Source organism: Pseudomonas sp. LW8 (assembly GCF_041956865.1).
GTDB lineage: Bacteria > Pseudomonadota > Gammaproteobacteria > Pseudomonadales > Pseudomonadaceae > Aquipseudomonas > Aquipseudomonas siliginis.
In genome coordinates this window covers 3,289,904-3,305,554 of the sequence record NZ_CP168138.1, presented here as the reverse complement: position 1 = coordinate 3,305,554, position 15,651 = coordinate 3,289,904, and the positions used below count along the sequence as shown (strand labels likewise).

19 protein-coding genes are annotated in these 15,651 nt (G+C 59.6%); 10 read left to right on the top strand and 9 right to left on the bottom strand.

All coding sequences use genetic code 11. From position 1 onward, the window contains the following. Positions 1–100: 100 nt before the first annotated feature. A complete protein-coding gene (locus AB9L16_RS14900) occupies positions 101–628 on the top strand; it encodes a DUF3087 domain-containing protein (RefSeq protein ID WP_095180232.1) in 528 nt (175 codons plus the stop codon). On the opposite strand, the gene AB9L16_RS14895 is transcribed toward AB9L16_RS14900, so the two are convergent. Then, positions 625–1,011 carry a DUF2784 domain-containing protein gene (locus AB9L16_RS14895; protein ID WP_041480792.1) on the bottom strand — a complete coding sequence of 129 codons (387 nt, stop codon included), beginning with the start codon at positions 1,009–1,011 and terminating at the stop codon, positions 625–627. The two genes, AB9L16_RS14900 and AB9L16_RS14895, sit on opposite strands and share 4 nt — an antisense overlap. A gap of 129 nt (positions 1,012–1,140) precedes the next feature. Here AB9L16_RS14895 and AB9L16_RS14890 point away from each other — a divergent pair, with 129 nt between their 5' ends. After that, complete coding sequence (locus AB9L16_RS14890; RefSeq protein WP_164488351.1) at positions 1,141–1,284, top strand: hypothetical protein; 144 nt, start codon at positions 1,141–1,143, stop codon at positions 1,282–1,284. Positions 1,285–1,328: 44 nt separating this feature from the next. Here AB9L16_RS14890 and AB9L16_RS14885 read toward each other — a convergent pair whose 3' ends face one another. Next, the gene (locus tag AB9L16_RS14885) at positions 1,329–1,601 is read right to left on the bottom strand and encodes a hypothetical protein (protein ID WP_041480791.1); all 273 of its coding nucleotides are present in this window, start codon (positions 1,599–1,601) and stop codon (positions 1,329–1,331) included. Between the two features lie 263 nt (positions 1,602–1,864). Next, on the bottom strand, positions 1,865–2,545 hold the full coding sequence (locus AB9L16_RS14880; protein WP_252876474.1) for an SOS response-associated peptidase: 681 nt from the start codon (positions 2,543–2,545) through the stop codon (positions 1,865–1,867). A 198-nt stretch (positions 2,546–2,743) separates the two neighbouring features. Between AB9L16_RS14880 and AB9L16_RS14875 the strand changes: the two genes are divergently transcribed. Both AB9L16_RS14875 and AB9L16_RS14870 read left to right on the top strand, forming a co-directional pair. After that, positions 2,744–3,643, top strand: a complete 900-nt coding sequence (locus tag AB9L16_RS14875; RefSeq protein ID WP_375122313.1) for a polysaccharide deacetylase family protein — start codon at positions 2,744–2,746, stop codon at positions 3,641–3,643. Between the two features lie 105 nt (positions 3,644–3,748). Then, on the top strand, positions 3,749–3,991 hold the full coding sequence (locus tag AB9L16_RS14870; protein ID WP_016775073.1) for a DUF1652 domain-containing protein: 243 nt from the start codon (positions 3,749–3,751) through the stop codon (positions 3,989–3,991). Between the two features lie 3 nt (positions 3,992–3,994). On the opposite strand, the gene AB9L16_RS14865 is transcribed toward AB9L16_RS14870, so the two are convergent. After that, positions 3,995–4,357 carry an NUDIX hydrolase gene (locus tag AB9L16_RS14865; protein WP_256810114.1) on the bottom strand — a complete coding sequence of 121 codons (363 nt, stop codon included), beginning with the start codon at positions 4,355–4,357 and terminating at the stop codon, positions 3,995–3,997. Positions 4,358–4,575: 218 nt separating this feature from the next. Between AB9L16_RS14865 and AB9L16_RS14860 the strand changes: the two genes are divergently transcribed. Then, a complete protein-coding gene (locus AB9L16_RS14860; RefSeq protein WP_252867771.1) occupies positions 4,576–4,773 on the top strand; it encodes a DUF2188 domain-containing protein in 198 nt (65 codons plus the stop codon). Positions 4,774–4,837: 64 nt separating this feature from the next. On the opposite strand, the gene AB9L16_RS14855 is transcribed toward AB9L16_RS14860, so the two are convergent. Next, positions 4,838–5,077, bottom strand: a complete 240-nt coding sequence (locus AB9L16_RS14855) for a hypothetical protein (protein WP_041480783.1) — start codon at positions 5,075–5,077, stop codon at positions 4,838–4,840. Positions 5,078–5,261: 184 nt separating this feature from the next. On the opposite strand from AB9L16_RS14855, the gene AB9L16_RS14850 reads away from it, so the two are divergent. Then, positions 5,262–5,597, top strand: a complete 336-nt coding sequence (locus AB9L16_RS14850; protein WP_150635055.1) for a hypothetical protein — start codon at positions 5,262–5,264, stop codon at positions 5,595–5,597. 189 nt (positions 5,598–5,786) lie between these two features. Then, complete coding sequence (locus AB9L16_RS14845) at positions 5,787–6,431, top strand: DUF6338 family protein (protein ID WP_252878428.1); 645 nt, start codon at positions 5,787–5,789, stop codon at positions 6,429–6,431. Positions 6,432–6,535: 104 nt separating this feature from the next. Here AB9L16_RS14845 and AB9L16_RS14840 read toward each other — a convergent pair whose 3' ends face one another. Next, positions 6,536–7,435: a LysR family transcriptional regulator gene (locus AB9L16_RS14840; protein ID WP_056789291.1), complete on the bottom strand. Its 900-nt coding sequence runs from the start codon at positions 7,433–7,435 to the stop codon at positions 6,536–6,538. A gap of 119 nt (positions 7,436–7,554) precedes the next feature. On the opposite strand from AB9L16_RS14840, the gene AB9L16_RS14835 reads away from it, so the two are divergent. Together AB9L16_RS14835 and AB9L16_RS14830 are read left to right on the top strand one after the other, a co-directional pair. Next, positions 7,555–8,922: an MFS transporter gene (locus AB9L16_RS14835; protein WP_375122312.1), complete on the top strand. Its 1,368-nt coding sequence runs from the start codon at positions 7,555–7,557 to the stop codon at positions 8,920–8,922. A gap of 30 nt (positions 8,923–8,952) precedes the next feature. Beyond that, complete coding sequence (locus tag AB9L16_RS14830; protein ID WP_056789296.1) at positions 8,953–10,227, top strand: glucarate dehydratase family protein; 1,275 nt, start codon at positions 8,953–8,955, stop codon at positions 10,225–10,227. A 102-nt stretch (positions 10,228–10,329) separates the two neighbouring features. Here the strand turns inward: AB9L16_RS14830 and AB9L16_RS14825 are convergent, their stop codons facing one another. Continuing rightward, positions 10,330–11,214: a LysR substrate-binding domain-containing protein gene (locus AB9L16_RS14825; protein ID WP_236168672.1), complete on the bottom strand. Its 885-nt coding sequence runs from the start codon at positions 11,212–11,214 to the stop codon at positions 10,330–10,332. A gap of 157 nt (positions 11,215–11,371) precedes the next feature. Here AB9L16_RS14825 and AB9L16_RS14820 point away from each other — a divergent pair, with 157 nt between their 5' ends. Beyond that, positions 11,372–14,398, top strand: a complete 3,027-nt coding sequence (locus AB9L16_RS14820) for an FAD-binding and (Fe-S)-binding domain-containing protein (RefSeq protein ID WP_375123775.1) — start codon at positions 11,372–11,374, stop codon at positions 14,396–14,398. Here AB9L16_RS14820 and AB9L16_RS14815 read toward each other — a convergent pair. Together AB9L16_RS14815 and AB9L16_RS14810 are read right to left on the bottom strand one after the other, a co-directional pair. After that, entirely contained in the window at positions 14,331–15,017 is a 687-nt protein-coding gene (locus AB9L16_RS14815; RefSeq protein WP_256810071.1) for a paraquat-inducible protein A, read from the bottom strand. The two genes, AB9L16_RS14820 and AB9L16_RS14815, sit on opposite strands and share 68 nt — an antisense overlap. After that, positions 15,014–15,610 (bottom strand): paraquat-inducible protein A, encoded by a 597-nt coding sequence (locus AB9L16_RS14810; protein WP_041480769.1) that lies wholly within the window; start codon positions 15,608–15,610, stop codon positions 15,014–15,016. The genes AB9L16_RS14815 and AB9L16_RS14810 overlap by 4 nt, the downstream gene beginning before the upstream one ends. Positions 15,611–15,651: the final 41 nt, after the last annotated feature.

The window sequence follows — 15,651 nt, the reverse complement described above, 5'->3', positions numbered from 1 at the left end:
TGAAAAGGAGCCCCAGCATAGCTAAAACCCGGTGCGATGCGATAATGCGCCGGCGAGTTTTTTCCGTTGCGCGTTTTGTCACTCAAGGAAGTCATTTTCGATGTTCGAGATTCAGCCGATGGACCCCGCTACCTTTCGTCAGCAGACCCGCCGCAGCACGATCATCATCGCCGTGCTGTTTCTGCTGCTGGCCATGCTGTTTTCGTCTGTCGCGGTGGCGGTATTTGGCGAGCCCGATGGGGATAATCTGCGATTCAACGTGGGCGGGGTATTTGTGGCGTTTCTGCTGACGGCGGCGCTGTTGCGCGGACGTTTCTGGCATCAGACCTGGATGGCCCCGGCGGTGTACAGCTGGCGCCTCAAGCGCAATCTGATGAGCATCACCAATGTGATGCATCAGGTAACAGCGGCGGCGCAGAACAACGATCCGACGGCGATGAAGGTGTTGCGTTTCTACCACTTGGGATTGCTGCAGATGCATGAGCTGGACGGCAACTCCAGCGATCATGGACAACTGCGTGACGAAGTCGCACAGCACAAGGCGCGGATGCAGGCGCTGGGCCTTGATCCTGACCAGCCACGCTTCGATCCGCAGTGGCTGGAAACGTTGAAACCGGCCTCGCGTTAAAACGGAATGCGCCGGGCCCGGCGCAGTTTCCACGAGCGCAGCAGTCGTGCGTACACCAACAGGTTGACCGCCAGCACCACGCTGCCAAGTGCCAGTTGAATCTGCGGCGTCAGACCGGCCGGGTAGATGATCGGCCAGATGTAATGCTCAATGAAACCGCCGGCGTATTCGGTCTGCCCGGCCGCGTGGCGCATGAGATTTTCCCAGTAGGTCAACGGACAGGTCAGGTGCAACACCTCGACCGCTACGCCCCAGGCAGCCGCCGGCAGGTGCAGCCACATCAACCGTGGCCAGCGCAGCACCAGCAGCCCGCCGAACAGTACGAACAAGATGAAACACAAGTGAAACAGCACCAGCCCGTCGGCGGCGATTCGGTACAGCATGGCGTCTTCCTGACGTAAGGGGAGATGGCGCTATGGTACGCCGCGCGGGACAAAATGCGTTGGTGAATCTGGGCGCGCAAAAGTGTTCTACCCTTTAACGATCATCAACTGTTCTGAGGTGAGGTGCACATGGCAACTGAGCAAACGCGCGCGGAAGATGATGAGCCAACGGAAGAAGAAATCGAGCAGCAGAAGAGGCAGGAAAAAACCTGGAAGCATGATGACAGCCGCGAGCTATCGGACCGCGATCAGGAGCGTCCTCTGAAACCTTGAACAGCGCATACGAAGAGCCCCGCAGCAGCGGGGCTCTTCGCGTTTCAGAAGTCTTCCAGCTGCGTGAAATCCGGGTAGGTCGCTCGATACCCCAACGTTCGATCGATCCACGCATTGAGCTCATTGACCATCACCGGCGGATGGCCGGGATAACCCTCGAGGGTGCTGCGCAGGGTGCGTTCGATATCGGGCACGCTGTGCAGGTTTCGGGTCTTGATGTAATGGCCGATAAAACAGTCGAGTTCCAGGCGTTCTGTCTTGGACAGATGGACACACTTCAGGCCGCTGACCTGTTTGATTGCAAAATCGTCGCTCACTTATTTCTCTGCAAGGCTTGAAAGTTGTTGATGGATTCCTGATTTCTTTGACTCTTTGGTCAACTGGTATACCAATCGGAAAGGCGGCGCGCATGCTATCCGCAGCGCGGGGAAATGTATGTATGACTGTCGAAATGTCTGACAGGCGGTTGATTCGCTCAAACGGCTGTTTTATGGGGGTTGTATCGCGGTTGAAACACTTATTGTAACGCGCGGGATTCAGTGACGGGCTCGCTTGATTAACGCAGCAGTGAAGTAATTATTTAGTCGACTCGTTCTATCAATTGCTCACCTTGATTACGCGTATTACCGACCGCTTTGCCGACTTTGTACCATTCGAAGGCATCACTGGGCTCGCCTTCAAACAGCAGCATCTGCTCGGCGCGCTCCAGTGGCGTAGCCGGATCAAGCCATTCCCGAGCCCGCGTCGAATCGAAGACCACCGGGCGGCGATCGTGAATATCGAGGAGGCCGCCCAGGCTGTCAGCGGTGATGATGACGAACCCGTCGTCCTCCCTCGGCGCAACCCCCGGTGCCGGAAACTGGCCGATACCAGCACAGAAAACCGGAGCCTGATCCGCCCGACGAATCAACCAGGGCTGGCGGGATTTTTCCCCGGTATCAACCCACTCAAACCAGTTGTCGACCGGCACAATCAGCCGCTGCCGCCAGATCGCCCGGAAGAACGCGCCGTGGGCGACTTTTTCCACCCGTGCGTTGATGGGCGCGGCACGATCCTTGGCCCAATGCGGCCGCCAGCCCCAGCGCAGATTGTCGGCATGAATGGCCTGTTCGTGCTGGTGCAGAACCGCCAGCGCAGTGGTGGGCGCTGCGTTGTAGCGATTGAGCGGCGCATCGCCAACGTGATTGATCAACGCATCGGGGATGCTGAGCACCGCGACGAAATCGTGAATCCCACGGTACTGCGTGAGTCTTCCGCACATGGCTGAAATCTCCTTGAGGAAATTTGAGTCTAGTCGGACATGCCGATGTGCCTGGCCGATGACGCACTGAAACCAGCACCGGAACCAAACCCTGTGTACCTTATCCAACCTGCGCTCGCGGATAGCCGCGCAGGGATGGACAAAGGCGAGGGAGGTTTGCCATTCGACAACACCACGGCCGCGGCCTCGGGGCAAGACATGACATCCGGATGCAAACTTCTTTGTGTTGCGCTCATCGCGCTCGGTCTGGCCGGTTGCATCGCCGCGCCGATTGAAATGACCACGCAAACCGAAACGCGCCTGAAGGCTCAGGCCCCCGTACGTTTTCTGCTGACGTTTGACGATGGCCCCAGCGCTTCAGGATGGTGGAATCCCACGGCGACGGTGCTCGACAGCCTCAAAAGCAATCCGCTGCAGGCAAACATCAAAGCCGTGTTTTTCGTGCAGACCCGAGCACCGAGAGCAGGCAACAGCGAGATCGGTCGCAGCCTGATGCGTCGTGAACACGCCGAGGGGCATATTCTCGCCTTTCACACCGCAACCCACTGGCACACCAACCATCGCTCGCTCGATCCGCAAGAGCTGGAGCAATCGCTGACCGATGGCAGCGCTGACATTGCCGCCATCACCGGAGCGCCGCCCAAGCTGTTGCGCCCACCGTTCTGGAACTACGACAAGCGCACATTTGCGGCCTATCAAAAACACGGCTTGCACGTCTTGCTCACGGACCTGAGTGCCAACGACGGCAAGATCTGGGGCTTCAACGCCAGCCCTCGGCGTCGGGCGAACATGCTGCGGCAGTTATCGGAAGTGCGCGAGCGCATCGCGGTGGGTCAATTGCCGACCGTGGATGGCGTGATTCCGGTCGTGGTGACGTTCCATGATCTCAATCGCTACACCGCGCGCCACACTCGCGAATATCTGCAGATTCTGCTCGATAGCGCGGCGGCGAGCGGGGTCAGACTGGCGGACGAGCCGTTCTACGACGATCAGGCCGCACTGCAAAAAGCCGCGTTGGCGCGTACGGTTCAGCAAAGCGCTGAGCCGGTGAATCTGCCCGGTATGTGGAACTGGGTCTGGGATCACGACGCGCATTGAATGGCGTGAGTGAGTTGTGATCGGCTTGGCATTCCCGAGCGGGCAATTAACAGACCGTAGGTCTATGCTCGATGGATCGATTCTCCGCCTGCGAGGCGCCCGTCCATGCTTGCCATTGCCGATATTTGCCGGATCGTCGAGTCAGGCTTCCCCACGTTCAAGTGTGATTGCACACCGACCGGACAAGGTCTGTTGCGGATCAAGGTGTATGAGCCGGGCAGTGGGCGTGTCGAGTTGTTGCTTGACGGCGTTTCTCCCGAACATCTGGTGACGATTCGCGATATTTCCAATTTCATCGGTGAGTTGCGCACGGAAATCAGCGCCGGTCGCCGGGCGTTCGCCGGCTGATCGTTATAAACGCCGTTGAAAGGCCTGCACGATGCGCCGTGTCGCGTCATTGGTTTCAAGATTGTGCACGGCATCAAGTGGATGCCAGATGCAATCGACGATTTCGTTCTGAGGGCGCACATCGTCGATATTGATCACCGAAGCCTCATAAACATGATGTCGCGTACTGCCTGCCTGCAGATCCATCAAGTACAGGACTTCATCAGCATTGAGCCCGGTTTCCTCCTGCAACTCGCGCACGGCTGCCGCCGCACGGGTTTCCCCGGGTTCGACCTTGCCGCCGGGCAATGACCAGTGATGGCGGGGTTTGCGGACCAGGAGGATATGGCGATCCTGTTCGCAAATGACGGTGGCGCGTACTTTCATGATTGCCCTGTCGATGCTTGTCATAAATCGGTAATCAAACTGCAATATTCGAGCCGCAGGCGGTTTTAAAGGTTCCTTCTTGATTCGGAGCCATTTACATAGCAAAAAGTGCCAGTGAATTGACAGGTGCCAGGGTGAATCCGGTTCACACCGCAGCGGGGAGCGGGTGTAAGGTAAGCCCGTACACCGAAAACACCGTTGGCAAAAGGGAGGTGCTTATGAGCATTCCAATGCTGAACAAGCTGCACATGAATGGTTACGATGTGCTCAGTGTGAACAGCGGCCCGTGGCGGGTCTGCACCCAGGGCGACCGGTTGGCGTCATTCACCAGCAGGGAGGAAGCGATGGCCTATGCGGCGGCGCTTCCTGGTTACAAGCAACGCCCCAAACGGGTGCAAAGCCAGAACGTCAGTTGATGCGTTATAACGAAAGAGCCCCGGTTTCGACCGGGGCTTCTTATTTGTGGCTTTGGAACGCTTGTCAGTGCACCTTGATTCGGCTGATGGTCCGGGCTTTTACCTCCTTGGCATAGATCTGCAATCTCTCTTCGTCGCTTTGCAGGATTTCGCAGGAGCGCAGCACGGTCTGGGCGTCTGCTTCGTTACCTGATTTGCGCAATTGTTCGGCAATGCGTTTGAGGTCGACCGCCGACCACCTCAGGTCTGACGCCACGCTTTGCAAATCCCGTTGAAGTTCGTGTTCGTATTCATTGAGCCGCATGATCACCTCCTGAACGTTCTCGGTAGAAAAGAGTAGTCGCATTTTCCCGGATGCGGCCAAGTCATCTGACGCCCGGCTGAACCGATGTGAAAAATTGTCCAAACGCCGGTAACGGCGGGTTGCCACGATGGATGTGCAAGCAGTTAAACGGTACATTCAGCTTTTTTCCGCACAGGTAAACAACATGCGCGTATGGATCGGCAGTCTGGCACTTGCTCTGTTGACGGGGTGCTCGTTACCGGCGTCGCTGGTGCCGGGCGAGCCAAACCTCAGCAAGACCAGTGACAAGCCACCCAAGGAATATGCTGCGTGTTTGTTACCGTTGTGGCAGAAGGATGTTGCCAGGACCTCGCAGACGTCGATTTCCAACGGCTACCGGATTACCGCGCCGAGCATTATCACGGCGGATGAGATTCTCGATATCGTCAAATACAAGGACGGCAGCAAGGTGTCCCTCTACCAGGGGCCGCCGTGGGCCAAGTCCGGATCGCTGCGCCAATCGGTGCGTGATTGCCTGTAACCGGGCGCCCGGATCTCAAAAAAGGCAGACACCGAAGTTCGATGTCTGCCTTTTTTCATCGGATGGAGACTCCAGCCAAACGCTCGCAATGAGCTGTGACAGTTGCCCGCGAGGCGCTGCCGAATCCTTGACTAGGCTTTGAATGTCGGCCCGTGACGGGTTCGGCATGACTGAAAGGAGCCTCGGATCATGGATGATCTGGTCAAGGACATCATTCCGCTGTTGCAGTATCTAATCCCAGGTTTTCTATCGACCTGGATCTTCTATTCACTTACGGCATTCAAGCGACCGGATACGTTCGGCCAGATCGTGCAGGCGCTGATATTCACATTTGTGATTCAGGGCGCGGTGTTGGCGGTGGGCAACCTCTGTTTGTGGATTGGCTCGAAGGGTTTTTCATTAGGAAACTGGGATGATCGGGCGCAAACGCTCTGGGCATTTATGTTTTCGCTGATGCTGGGATTGTTTGCCTGTTACCTGGCAACGAGTGACAAATTGCACGGCTGGTTACGTAAGCGAAACGTCACGAAACAATCTTCTTTCCCCAGTGAATGGTTCTGCGCCTTTGCCCAACATGAGCGCTTTATAACCCTGCATTTAAGCGACGAAAGGCGCGTATTTGGCTGGCCGGTCGAGTGGCCACGGGAATCATCAAATGGTCAGTTTGTCATGAAATATCCGCGTTGGCTCACGGATGATGGCCAACCTGCATCTATTGGCGCGGAGTTTTTGTTGATAGATTCCGCGAAAGTCAAATGGGTCGAGTTCAGCCCAGTATCAGAGGGATCAACATGCCAACTGCCAGAGCACCACAACCCATGCCAAAGCATTTAGAGCGACTCTTTGTCGGGCCGGACGGAAAAATGCTCGACGTGCCCTTGATCAAGGGACCCAGTGCGCCGCCGCCTCTGAAACCACGGTCTAGACGATAAACTTCTTCAGCCCCAACCCTGCACCACCGCCCGGCGAATCGCCTCCAGCAACATCGCGAACGCCGGGTTGTCATTGTTCTCCCGCCAGATCAGATGCAGTTCGCTTTGCACCCCTTCGCCCAGATCGATCTCGCGAAACACCACATTCCTGAACACCACGCTGGTAGCGCAACGCGGTACCAGCGCCAGACCCATGCCAGCGTTGACCAGCGCCAGAATCGTCAGCGACGAGCCCAGCCACTGCACGTAATCCGGCGCCACCCGCGCTGAGCGTAGCGTGCCGGTCAACAGTTCGTTGAACGGCGGATAGGCTTCATGGGAGTACATCAGGAACGGTTGTTTATCCAGATCGGCGACAGACACTTCAGTCGCGTTTGCCAACTTGTGCCCGCTGGGCACTGCCAGCACAAATGGTTCGCGCACCAGGCATTCGGTGGCATAGCCCGGTTCCTGCAATGGCGCCCGTGCGATGCCCAGGTCGATACGGCGAGCTCGCAACGCCTCGTGCTGTTGATAGGTGTTCATCTCTGCCAGATCGATTTTCACCTGGGGCTGTTTAAGTCGCGCTTCGGCGATCACCTTGGGCAAAAACTCATACACCGCGCTGCCGACAAACGCGATGTTTACCGAACCAATATCGCCCTCGGCAAACCGGCGTGCGGTGATCGCTGCTTGCTGGGCGCGCTCCAGCAGATTCTGCGCTTCAACGAAAAATGCCCGGCCTGCCGCCGTCAGCGCAACGCTGCGTGTGCTGCGGGTGAACAGCTCGACGCCAAGGTGATGCTCCAGCAACTGGATCTGCCGACTCAGCGGCGGCTGCGTCATGTTCAGACGCTCGGCGGCGCGGCGGAAGTTGAGTTCGGTGGCGACCGTGGTAAAGCAGCGCAGTTGGGTGAGTTCGAACATTGATCTAATCCAGGTATCAATCGAATGCCTGTTTAGATTAGACGGGATCAATGCACGACGTCCATGATCGGCTCATTGCTTCAAGTCATCCCTAAAAAAACAAGATCGGGAGTCGCCCCTTGAAAACCCTCCAGAGTCCGCCGGACATCACGGTGCTCGCCCGCGCCGCCGCCAAGGTCAAACGCCATGTGCTGCCGCTGTTCGTGGTGATGTTCATCGTCAACTACATCGACCGGGTCAATATCGGTTTCGTGCGCAGTCATCTGGAGACCGATCTGGGTATTGGCGCAGCAGCTTATGGACTTGGCGCCGGATTGTTTTTCATCGGTTACGCACTGTTCGAAGTGCCGTCGAACATGCTGTTGCAGTGCTACGGCGCGCGGGTCTGGCTGACGCGGATCATGTTTACCTGGGGCGCTGCGGCCATGGCCATGGCCTTTGTTCAGGGCGAAACCAGTTTCTACGTACTGCGCTTTATTCTTGGCGCGGCTGAGGCCGGGTTCTTCCCGGGGATCATTTACTACTTCACCCAATGGCTGCCAGCGTCCGAGCGCGGCAAAACCATGGCGGTGTTCCTTAGCGGCTCAGCGATTGCCTCGGTCATTTCCGGCCCGGTGTCCGGTGCGCTGTTGCATATCAGCGGGTTTGGCATGCACGGCTGGCAGTGGATGTTTCTGATCGAAGGCGCAGCCTCGGTGGTGTTGTGCGCATTCGTTTGGTTCTGGCTGCAATCGCATCCGCGGCAAGCCAAGTGGCTGAGCGAGGAGGAGCGTGAAGCGCTGGTCGCGGCGATTGCCGAGGAGCAGCGCGCTCGCGAAGCGGTACAAGTCGCCAAGCCGTCGATGTTCAAGCTGTTGGCCGACCGGCAGATCGCGCTGTTCTGCTTCATCTACTTTTCCATTGCCCTGACCATCTACGGCGCAACCTTCTGGCTACCGAGCATGATCAAGAAGATGGGCAACCTCGGTGATTTCCAGGTCGGGCTGCTCAACTCCATTCCGTGGATCATTTCGATTGTCGCCATGTACGGCTTCGCGGCGCTGGCCGGCAAGTGGAAATTCCAGCAGGCCTGGGTCGCGCTGACCCTGGTGATCGCCGCCATCGGTATGTTCATGTCGACCACCGGCGGGCCGGTGTTTGCCTTTGTCGCGATCTGCTTCGCCGCCATCGGTTTCAAAGCGGCGTCGGCGCTGTTCTGGCCGATTCCGCAGAGCTATCTGGATGCGCGCATTGCTGCGGCGGTGATCGCGCTGATCAACTCCATCGGCAACCTTGGCGGCTTCGTCGCGCCGACCGCGTTCGGCATCCTTGAACAAACCACCGGCTCCATCGAGGGCGGCCTGTATGGCCTGGCGGCGACATCGCTGATCGCTGCCGTGGTGATCTTCTTCGCCCGCACGGCGCCTGGCGCCAAAGATAAAACCCCGGCAAAGCCAAGTGACGAAGCCGCCGTTGTGGCGCCGGCTCGTCCGGCTGCGAGCCACTGAATCGATTGTTGATCTGTCAGGAGCGTTATCTTGAAAATCACCCGTGTCAGCGTCACCCCGATTGCCTTTCGCGATCCGCCACTGCTAAACGCCAGCGGCATCCACGAACCCTTTGCTCTGCGTTCGATCATCGAGATTGAAAGTGACAACGGCTACATCGGCCTCGGCGAAAGCTACGGCGATGCCCCGGCGCTGGCGATCCAGCAACAATTGCAGAGCCAGTTGATCGGCCTCGATCCGTTCAACCTCAATCAATTGCGCGCGATCGTGCAGGCCACCGTGGCGGCGAATAAACCCGCCGGCGTCGCTGGTGCCGAACTGGCCCCCGGTTCCCACGCCAGCAAAGCGGTGAGCAATGCCTACTCGGCATTCGAAGTGGCGTTTCTCGATTTGCAGGCGCACTACCTGAACGTGCCGCTGGTGGACCTGCTCGGCGGAGCGATCCGCGATGAAGTGCCGTTCAGCGCCTACCTGTTTTTCAAATACGCCGAACATATCGAGTCCCCCTACAAGCCGGACAACTGGGGCGAGGCGCTGAGCGAGCAACAGATCGTCGCGCAGGCAGCGCGGATGATCGAGGCGTACGGTTTCAAGAGCATCAAGCTCAAGGCCGGCACCTTGCCGCCGGAGCATGAGGTGGCATGCATCAAGGCACTGAAGAAAGCCTTTCCGGGATTTCCGCTTCGCATCGATCCGAACGGCAACTGGTCGCTGGAGACGGCGATTCGCATGGCCGAACTGCTCGGCGATGATCTGCAGTATTACGAAGACCCGACCCCGGGCCTTGATGGCATGGCCGAACTGCACAAGCGCACCGGTCTGCCCTTGGCGACCAATATGGTCGTCACCGATTTCGACGAGTTCCGCCGCAGCGTTGCGCAGAACAGCGTGCAAATCGTCCTCGCCGACCACCATTATTGGGGTGGCCTGCGGGATACGCAGACGCTGGCGAAAATGTGCGATGTGTTTGGCCTCGGCGTGTCGATGCATTCCAACTCGCACCTGGGCATCAGCCTGATGGCCATGGCGCACGTTGCGGCGGCGGTGCCGAATCTGGATTACGCCTGCGACACCCACTACCCGTGGCAGGAGCCGGACGAGGAAGTGATCAAGGGCGGCAAGCTGCCGATTGTCGATGGCTGTGTGAAGATCAGCCGTGCGCCGGGGTTGGGGCTGGAACTGGACCATGAGCAACTGGCCAAGCTGCATGACCAGTACCTGACGTGCGGGATTCGCCAGAGGGATGATGTGCGGCAGATGCAGCGGTACAAGGCAGATTGGCGGGCGGTCAAGCCGAGGTTTTAAGTTCGTTGCGACTGGCTTCTTCGCGAGCAGGCTCGCTCCCACACTTGACATACGTTTCCCTGTGGGAGCGAGCCTGCTCGCGAATGGCCGCGACTCGATCCTTCAGAGGGTATCAATCAGCCAATCCCTGAACGCCTTCAACGAAGGCAGATTCTCATTACGCGGCGGATACACGAGGTAATAGCTGCGTCGGCTGGTAATCGGCTCGCCCAGTTGCAGCAATTCGCCCTTGAGCAATTCGTCTTCGACCAGAATTCGCGGCACCAGGCCAACACCGATATTGGCGCGTACCGCCTGGATCAAGTGCGAGGTCATTTCAAAGCTCGGTCCGATCCGCATGCTGCGATGCGCAAGTTGGTGATGGCTGAACCATTCCGCCCATGCCTGGGCATTGCTGCTGACGTTGAGCAGCAACTGCCCGGCAATGTGCCGTTCGGCCTCCTCGCGTTCCGTTGCCGACAACTGCGCGCTGGCAATGGCCACCAGTTCTTCGGTGTGCAGGGGCAGGGCGGTCAGGCCTGGCCATTCTCCGCCGCCGACGCAGATGGCGGCGTCGATTTCGCTGGTATCGAAGTCGATGGTTTCGATCCGCGAGTGCAGGTGCACGGTCATGCCCGGGTGCGCCGTGTAGAAATCCTTCAACCGTGGCAGCAGCCATTTCGAGCCGAAGGTCGGCAGCGTCGCCAGGCGCAGGCTATGGATGCCCGAACCAAACGCCATTGCCTGCAAGGTTGCGCTGCGAATCTGTCCGAGGGCTTCGCTGAGCTCGCGCTGATACATGCGCCCGACATCCGTCAGAACCACCTGCCGGCCTTCGCGGCTGAACAGGCGCATGCCGAGCATCTTCTCGAGAATCTGCACCTGGCGGCTGACCGCGCTCTGCGTCAGTGACAGCTCATGTGCGGCGCGGGTGTAGCTCTCGTGGCGAGCGGCGGCCTCGAAAGCCAGCAGCAGCGACATGGACGGTGTGAGGGTGCGCGGATTCATTCGTAAAACTCATCGATAGCGGGTCGAAATTACGCTTGTTCCATGGCTGGCCAGCAATGAACATGGGCGCAATCAGATGGCGGAGCCTGACGCAATCATTCCTTGCGCACAACTGTTCACCGCCACACAGCCCGATTTGACCGAGATGACCCGACCGATGATTGCCCAGCTGTCGCCTGCCAAAGCCCTGACCGGCGATTACCAACAATTCCTCGCCGCCCTGAAAGACAGCGGCTTTCGCGGGGAAATCAGCGCTGATTACGCCAGTCGCGTGGTGCTCGCGACCGACAACTCGATCTACCAACGCCTGCCGCAAGCCGCTGTGTTTCCGCTGGACGCCGAAGACGTTGCACGTGTGGCGCGGCTGATTGCCGAACCGGCGTACGAGAAAGTGGTGATCACCCCGCGTGGCGGTGGCACCGGCACCAACGGCCAATCGCTGACGGACGGCATCGTCGTCGACCTGTCCCGGCACATGAATCGCATTCTGGAAATCAACGTTGAACAGCGCTGGGTGCGGGTGCAGGCCGGGGTGGTCAAGGATCAGCTCAACGCCGCGCTGAAATCCGCCGGGCTGTTTTTTGCTCCGGAACTGTCGACCTCGAACCGCGCCACGGTCGGCGGCATGATCAATACCGACGCCAGTGGCCAAGGCAGTTGCACCTACGGCAAGACCCGCGACCATGTGCTGGAACTGGAGATGATCCTGCGCGGCGGCGAGCGTCTGCACGGTCTGCCGCTGACGGAGGACGAGCTTGAAACGCAGTGCGCCCGCGACGATCGGGTCGGCGAAGTCTATCGTTGTGCGCGGCAGATCATTGATGAACAGGGCGAGCTGATCAAGGCACGCTTTCCGGATCTCAACCGCTGCCTGACCGGTTATGACCTAGCGCACCTGCGTGAGGCCGATCAGCGCTTCAACCTCAACAGCGTGCTGTGTGGCGCGGAGGGCTCGCTGGGCTTCGTCGTCGAAGCGCGGCTCAACGTGCTGCCGATTCCCAAGCACACGATGCTGGTGAATATCCGCTACGCCGGGTTCATGGATGCCTTGCGCGATGCACGGGCGTTGATGGCGCTCAAGCCGTTGTCGATCGAAACCGTCGATTCCAAGGTTTTGCTGCTGGCGATGCAGGACATCGTCTGGCACGGCGTTGCCGAATATTTTCCTGAAAATGCTGAGCGGCCGACTCTGGGCATCAACCTGGTCGAGTTCTGCGGTGACGATCCCGAAGACCTGCAGCGCCGCGTCGAAGCGTTCCTCGAACATCTGCAAAGCGACCGCACGGTGGAGCGCCTCGGGCATACGCTGGCGGTCGGTCAGGCAGCGGTGAACAAGGTTTACGGCATGCGCAAACGGGCGGTGGGCCTGCTCGGCAACGTCGCCGGCGAAGCCCGCCCGCAGCCTTTCGTCGAAGACACCGCAGTGCCGCCGCAGCATTTGGCCGAATACATCGCCGAGCTGCGCGAGCTGCTCGACAGCCACGGTTTGCAGTACGGTATGTTCGGCCATGTCGACGCCGGCGTACTGCACGTGCGGCCGATTCTCGACATGAAAGACCCGCAGCAAGCGGCGCTGGTACGCCCGGTGTCCGATGGCGTCGCCGCGTTGACCCAGCGCTACGGCGGCCTGCTCTGGGGCGAGCATGGAAAGGGCCTGCGTTCGGAGTACGCGCCGGCATTCTTCGGCGAGTTGTACCCGGCGCTGCAAGCCTTGAAAGCCGCGTTCGACCCGTTCAACCAGTTCAACCCCGGCAAAATCGCCACGCCGGCCAACAGCGGCGCAGCACTGCTGAAGATCGACGAAGTGACCCTGCGCGGCGAGCTGGATCGACAGATCGACGAGAAAGTCTGGCAAAGCTACGGCGCGGCCATGCACTGCAATGGCAACGGCGCCTGCTACAACTTCGATCCTGATGACGCCATGTGCCCGTCGTGGAAAGCCACCCGCGAACGCGCGCAGTCGCCCAAGGGCCGCGCGTCATTGATTCGCGAATGGCTGCGGTTGCAGGGCGAGGCAGGTGTCGATGTGCTCTCGGATGCGATTCGCAAACCGGCGTTTTTCCCCACGCTGTGGCAGCGCTGGCGCAACAGCCGCGATCCGTCGGCAGACTTCTCTCATGAAGTGTATGACGCCATGGTCGGTTGCCTGGCCTGTAAATCCTGCGCGGGGCAGTGCCCGGTCAAGGTCAACGTGCCGGAGTTTCGCTCGCGTTTTCTCGAGCTGTATCACAGTCGTTATCTGCGTCCGGCACGGGACTATCTGATTGCCTCGCTGGAATACACCATTCCCTATATGGCGCGGATTCCGACGCTGTACAACGGTGTGATGGGCGCTGGCTGGGTGCGTGGCGCACTGGCGCGGATCGGTGGCATGGTCGATGTGCCGTTGCTCAGCCGTTTCGATTTCTACGCGGCGATGCGCCGTTGGCAGGTGCAGCCGGCAACCGTCGCAACGCTGTCGGCGCTGAGCCCAGAGCAACGCGAACGCAGCGTGGTCATCGTGCAGGACGCCTTCACCCGCTACTTCGAAGCCCCGTTGTTGGCGGATCTGGTCGAGCTGATTTCACGCCTGGGTTATCAGGTCTATCTCGCGCCGTTCAGCGCCAATGGCAAACCGCTGCATGTGCAGGGCTTTCTCTCGGCGTTCAATCGCGCGGCGTTGCGTAACGCTGAGCAGTTGCAGGCCCTGGCGCAGACCGGCGTGCCGTTGTTGGGGCTCGATCCGGCGATGACCCTGGTCTATCGCCAGGAATACCTGAAAGTACCGGGCCTGAATGAATGTCCTGAAGTGGCGCTGGTGCAGGAATGGTTGCTCAAGGTCATGCCAGAACGGACGCCTGATGCTCAGCCGAAAGCGTTCCGTCTGCTCGCCCATTGTACGGAGAAAACCAACGCGCCGGCCGCGACCCGCCAGTGGGAACAGGTCTTCGAACGTGCCGGACTGAAGCTGGCCACACAAGCCACCGGTTGCTGCGGCATGTCCGGTACCTACGGCCACGAAGCGCGTAATCGGCAGACCTCGGCAGTCATTTATGAGCAATCGTGGGCGCGTCAGGTGCAGGCTTCGGCGGAGCAGGGCGAGGCGTTGGCGACCGGCTATTCCTGCCGCAGCCAGGTCAAGCGCCAGTCGGATCAGGCGCTGCGCCATCCGTTGCAGGTGCTGCTCCAGACCCTGCGTCGCTGACCGTGTCGCTGGTGTCCTTGTCCCAGATCAGGCGCGGGTCGAAACTCATCGCCGCGAGCATGGTGAAGACCACGACCAGGCCGAAGAACAGGATGCCCGGTCGTGGCTCGATATCGCCCAGCGCCTGGAATTTCACCAGCGCCGCGACCAGCGCGACCACCAGCACATCGAGCATCGACCAGTAACCGATCAGCTCGACGAAGCGATACAGCTTGGAACGCTCCTTGCGCGCCCAGTCGCTGTTGCGCTGCACGGTGACGAGCAGCAAGGTCAGGGCGACGAATTTGACCCCCGGCACCGCGATGCTGGCGATGAAAATGATCAGGGCAATGTCCCACGCCCCGGCTTCCCAGAACTCCAGCACGCCACTCATGATCGTGCTGTCGGCACCGTTGCCAAGCATCACCGTATTCATTACCGGCAGCAGATTGGCGGGAACATAAAACGCCAGCGCGGCGAGCATGTACGCCCAAGTGCGCGCCAGCGAATTGGTCTTGCGCCGGTGCAACGGCGCATCACAGCGCGGGCACTGGTGTGGCTCGTCGGTCATGTCACAGGCCAGGCCACAGCTGTGGCACAGGCACAGGTTGAGTTCGCTGGCGGTCGGTGGACGCTTCATAAAATGTCCCACAGTTCGCGAATGTCCCGGCCGGCAATGCGGATCATCATCAGGCTCAGCACCGCCAGGGCGAACAGGCCGATCCCGGGCAGTACATCGAGCAGGCCGGCAAGTTTGAACACGGCGACCATCGCCCCCAGCAGACACACTTCGAGCATGCTCCACGGGCGCAGGGTTTCCAGCCAGCGCATGCACAGGTTGAATCCCGGTGCCCGACGCAGGCCGAGGGCAAAACTCAACACCCAGACCAGCAACACCAGCTGAAATGCCGGGGCGATGATGATCGCGATCGCCGCGACCATGGCGATAAAGGTGATCGGCCCCTGGCTCAGCGCGAGCACCGAATCCCATAGGGTCGCGCTGTTTTTCATGCCTTTGAGGCTGATGCTCATCACCGGGTAGAAATTGGCGAACAGCCACAGCATCGCCGCCGTAAACGTCAGTGCCAGACGCTGCTCGATTGTCAGGCCGTTGAAGCGCTGCAGCACGCCACCGCAGCGCACGCACAGGGTTTTCTGGTGTTGGGCGAGCACGACTTTCTCGTACACACAATCACAGTGCTCGCAAATGATCAGGTGTTCGGTGTTGACCATGGACAACGCTCGAGGAGGGCCGCGACGGCAGGGCAGACCTG

What these genes read in the sequence shown, in the direction of transcription:
- AB9L16_RS14900 (WP_095180232.1), top strand. Translation starts at nt 101, where the DNA reads ATGTTCGAGATTCAGCCGATGGACCCCGCTACCTTTCGTCAGCAGACC.
- AB9L16_RS14810 (WP_041480769.1), bottom strand. Translation starts at nt 15,610, where the DNA reads ATGGTCAACACCGAACACCTGATCATTTGCGAGCACTGTGATTGTGTG.
- AB9L16_RS14870 (WP_016775073.1), top strand. Translation starts at nt 3,749, where the DNA reads ATGCTTGCCATTGCCGATATTTGCCGGATCGTCGAGTCAGGCTTCCCC.
- AB9L16_RS14875 (WP_375122313.1), top strand. Translation starts at nt 2,744, where the DNA reads ATGACATCCGGATGCAAACTTCTTTGTGTTGCGCTCATCGCGCTCGGT.
- AB9L16_RS14825 (WP_236168672.1), bottom strand. Translation starts at nt 11,214, where the DNA reads ATGAATCCGCGCACCCTCACACCGTCCATGTCGCTGCTGCTGGCTTTC.
- AB9L16_RS14850 (WP_150635055.1), top strand. Translation starts at nt 5,262, where the DNA reads ATGCGCGTATGGATCGGCAGTCTGGCACTTGCTCTGTTGACGGGGTGC.
- AB9L16_RS14865 (WP_256810114.1), bottom strand. Translation starts at nt 4,357, where the DNA reads ATGAAAGTACGCGCCACCGTCATTTGCGAACAGGATCGCCATATCCTC.
- AB9L16_RS14815 (WP_256810071.1), bottom strand. Translation starts at nt 15,017, where the DNA reads ATGAAGCGTCCACCGACCGCCAGCGAACTCAACCTGTGCCTGTGCCAC.
- AB9L16_RS14820 (WP_375123775.1), top strand. Translation starts at nt 11,372, where the DNA reads ATGATTGCCCAGCTGTCGCCTGCCAAAGCCCTGACCGGCGATTACCAA.
- AB9L16_RS14895 (WP_041480792.1), bottom strand. Translation starts at nt 1,011, where the DNA reads ATGCTGTACCGAATCGCCGCCGACGGGCTGGTGCTGTTTCACTTGTGT.
- AB9L16_RS14860 (WP_252867771.1), top strand. Translation starts at nt 4,576, where the DNA reads ATGAGCATTCCAATGCTGAACAAGCTGCACATGAATGGTTACGATGTG.
- AB9L16_RS14880 (WP_252876474.1), bottom strand. Translation starts at nt 2,545, where the DNA reads ATGTGCGGAAGACTCACGCAGTACCGTGGGATTCACGATTTCGTCGCG.
- AB9L16_RS14845 (WP_252878428.1), top strand. Translation starts at nt 5,787, where the DNA reads ATGGATGATCTGGTCAAGGACATCATTCCGCTGTTGCAGTATCTAATC.
- AB9L16_RS14855 (WP_041480783.1), bottom strand. Translation starts at nt 5,077, where the DNA reads ATGCGGCTCAATGAATACGAACACGAACTTCAACGGGATTTGCAAAGC.
- AB9L16_RS14890 (WP_164488351.1), top strand. Translation starts at nt 1,141, where the DNA reads ATGGCAACTGAGCAAACGCGCGCGGAAGATGATGAGCCAACGGAAGAA.
- AB9L16_RS14840 (WP_056789291.1), bottom strand. Translation starts at nt 7,435, where the DNA reads ATGTTCGAACTCACCCAACTGCGCTGCTTTACCACGGTCGCCACCGAA.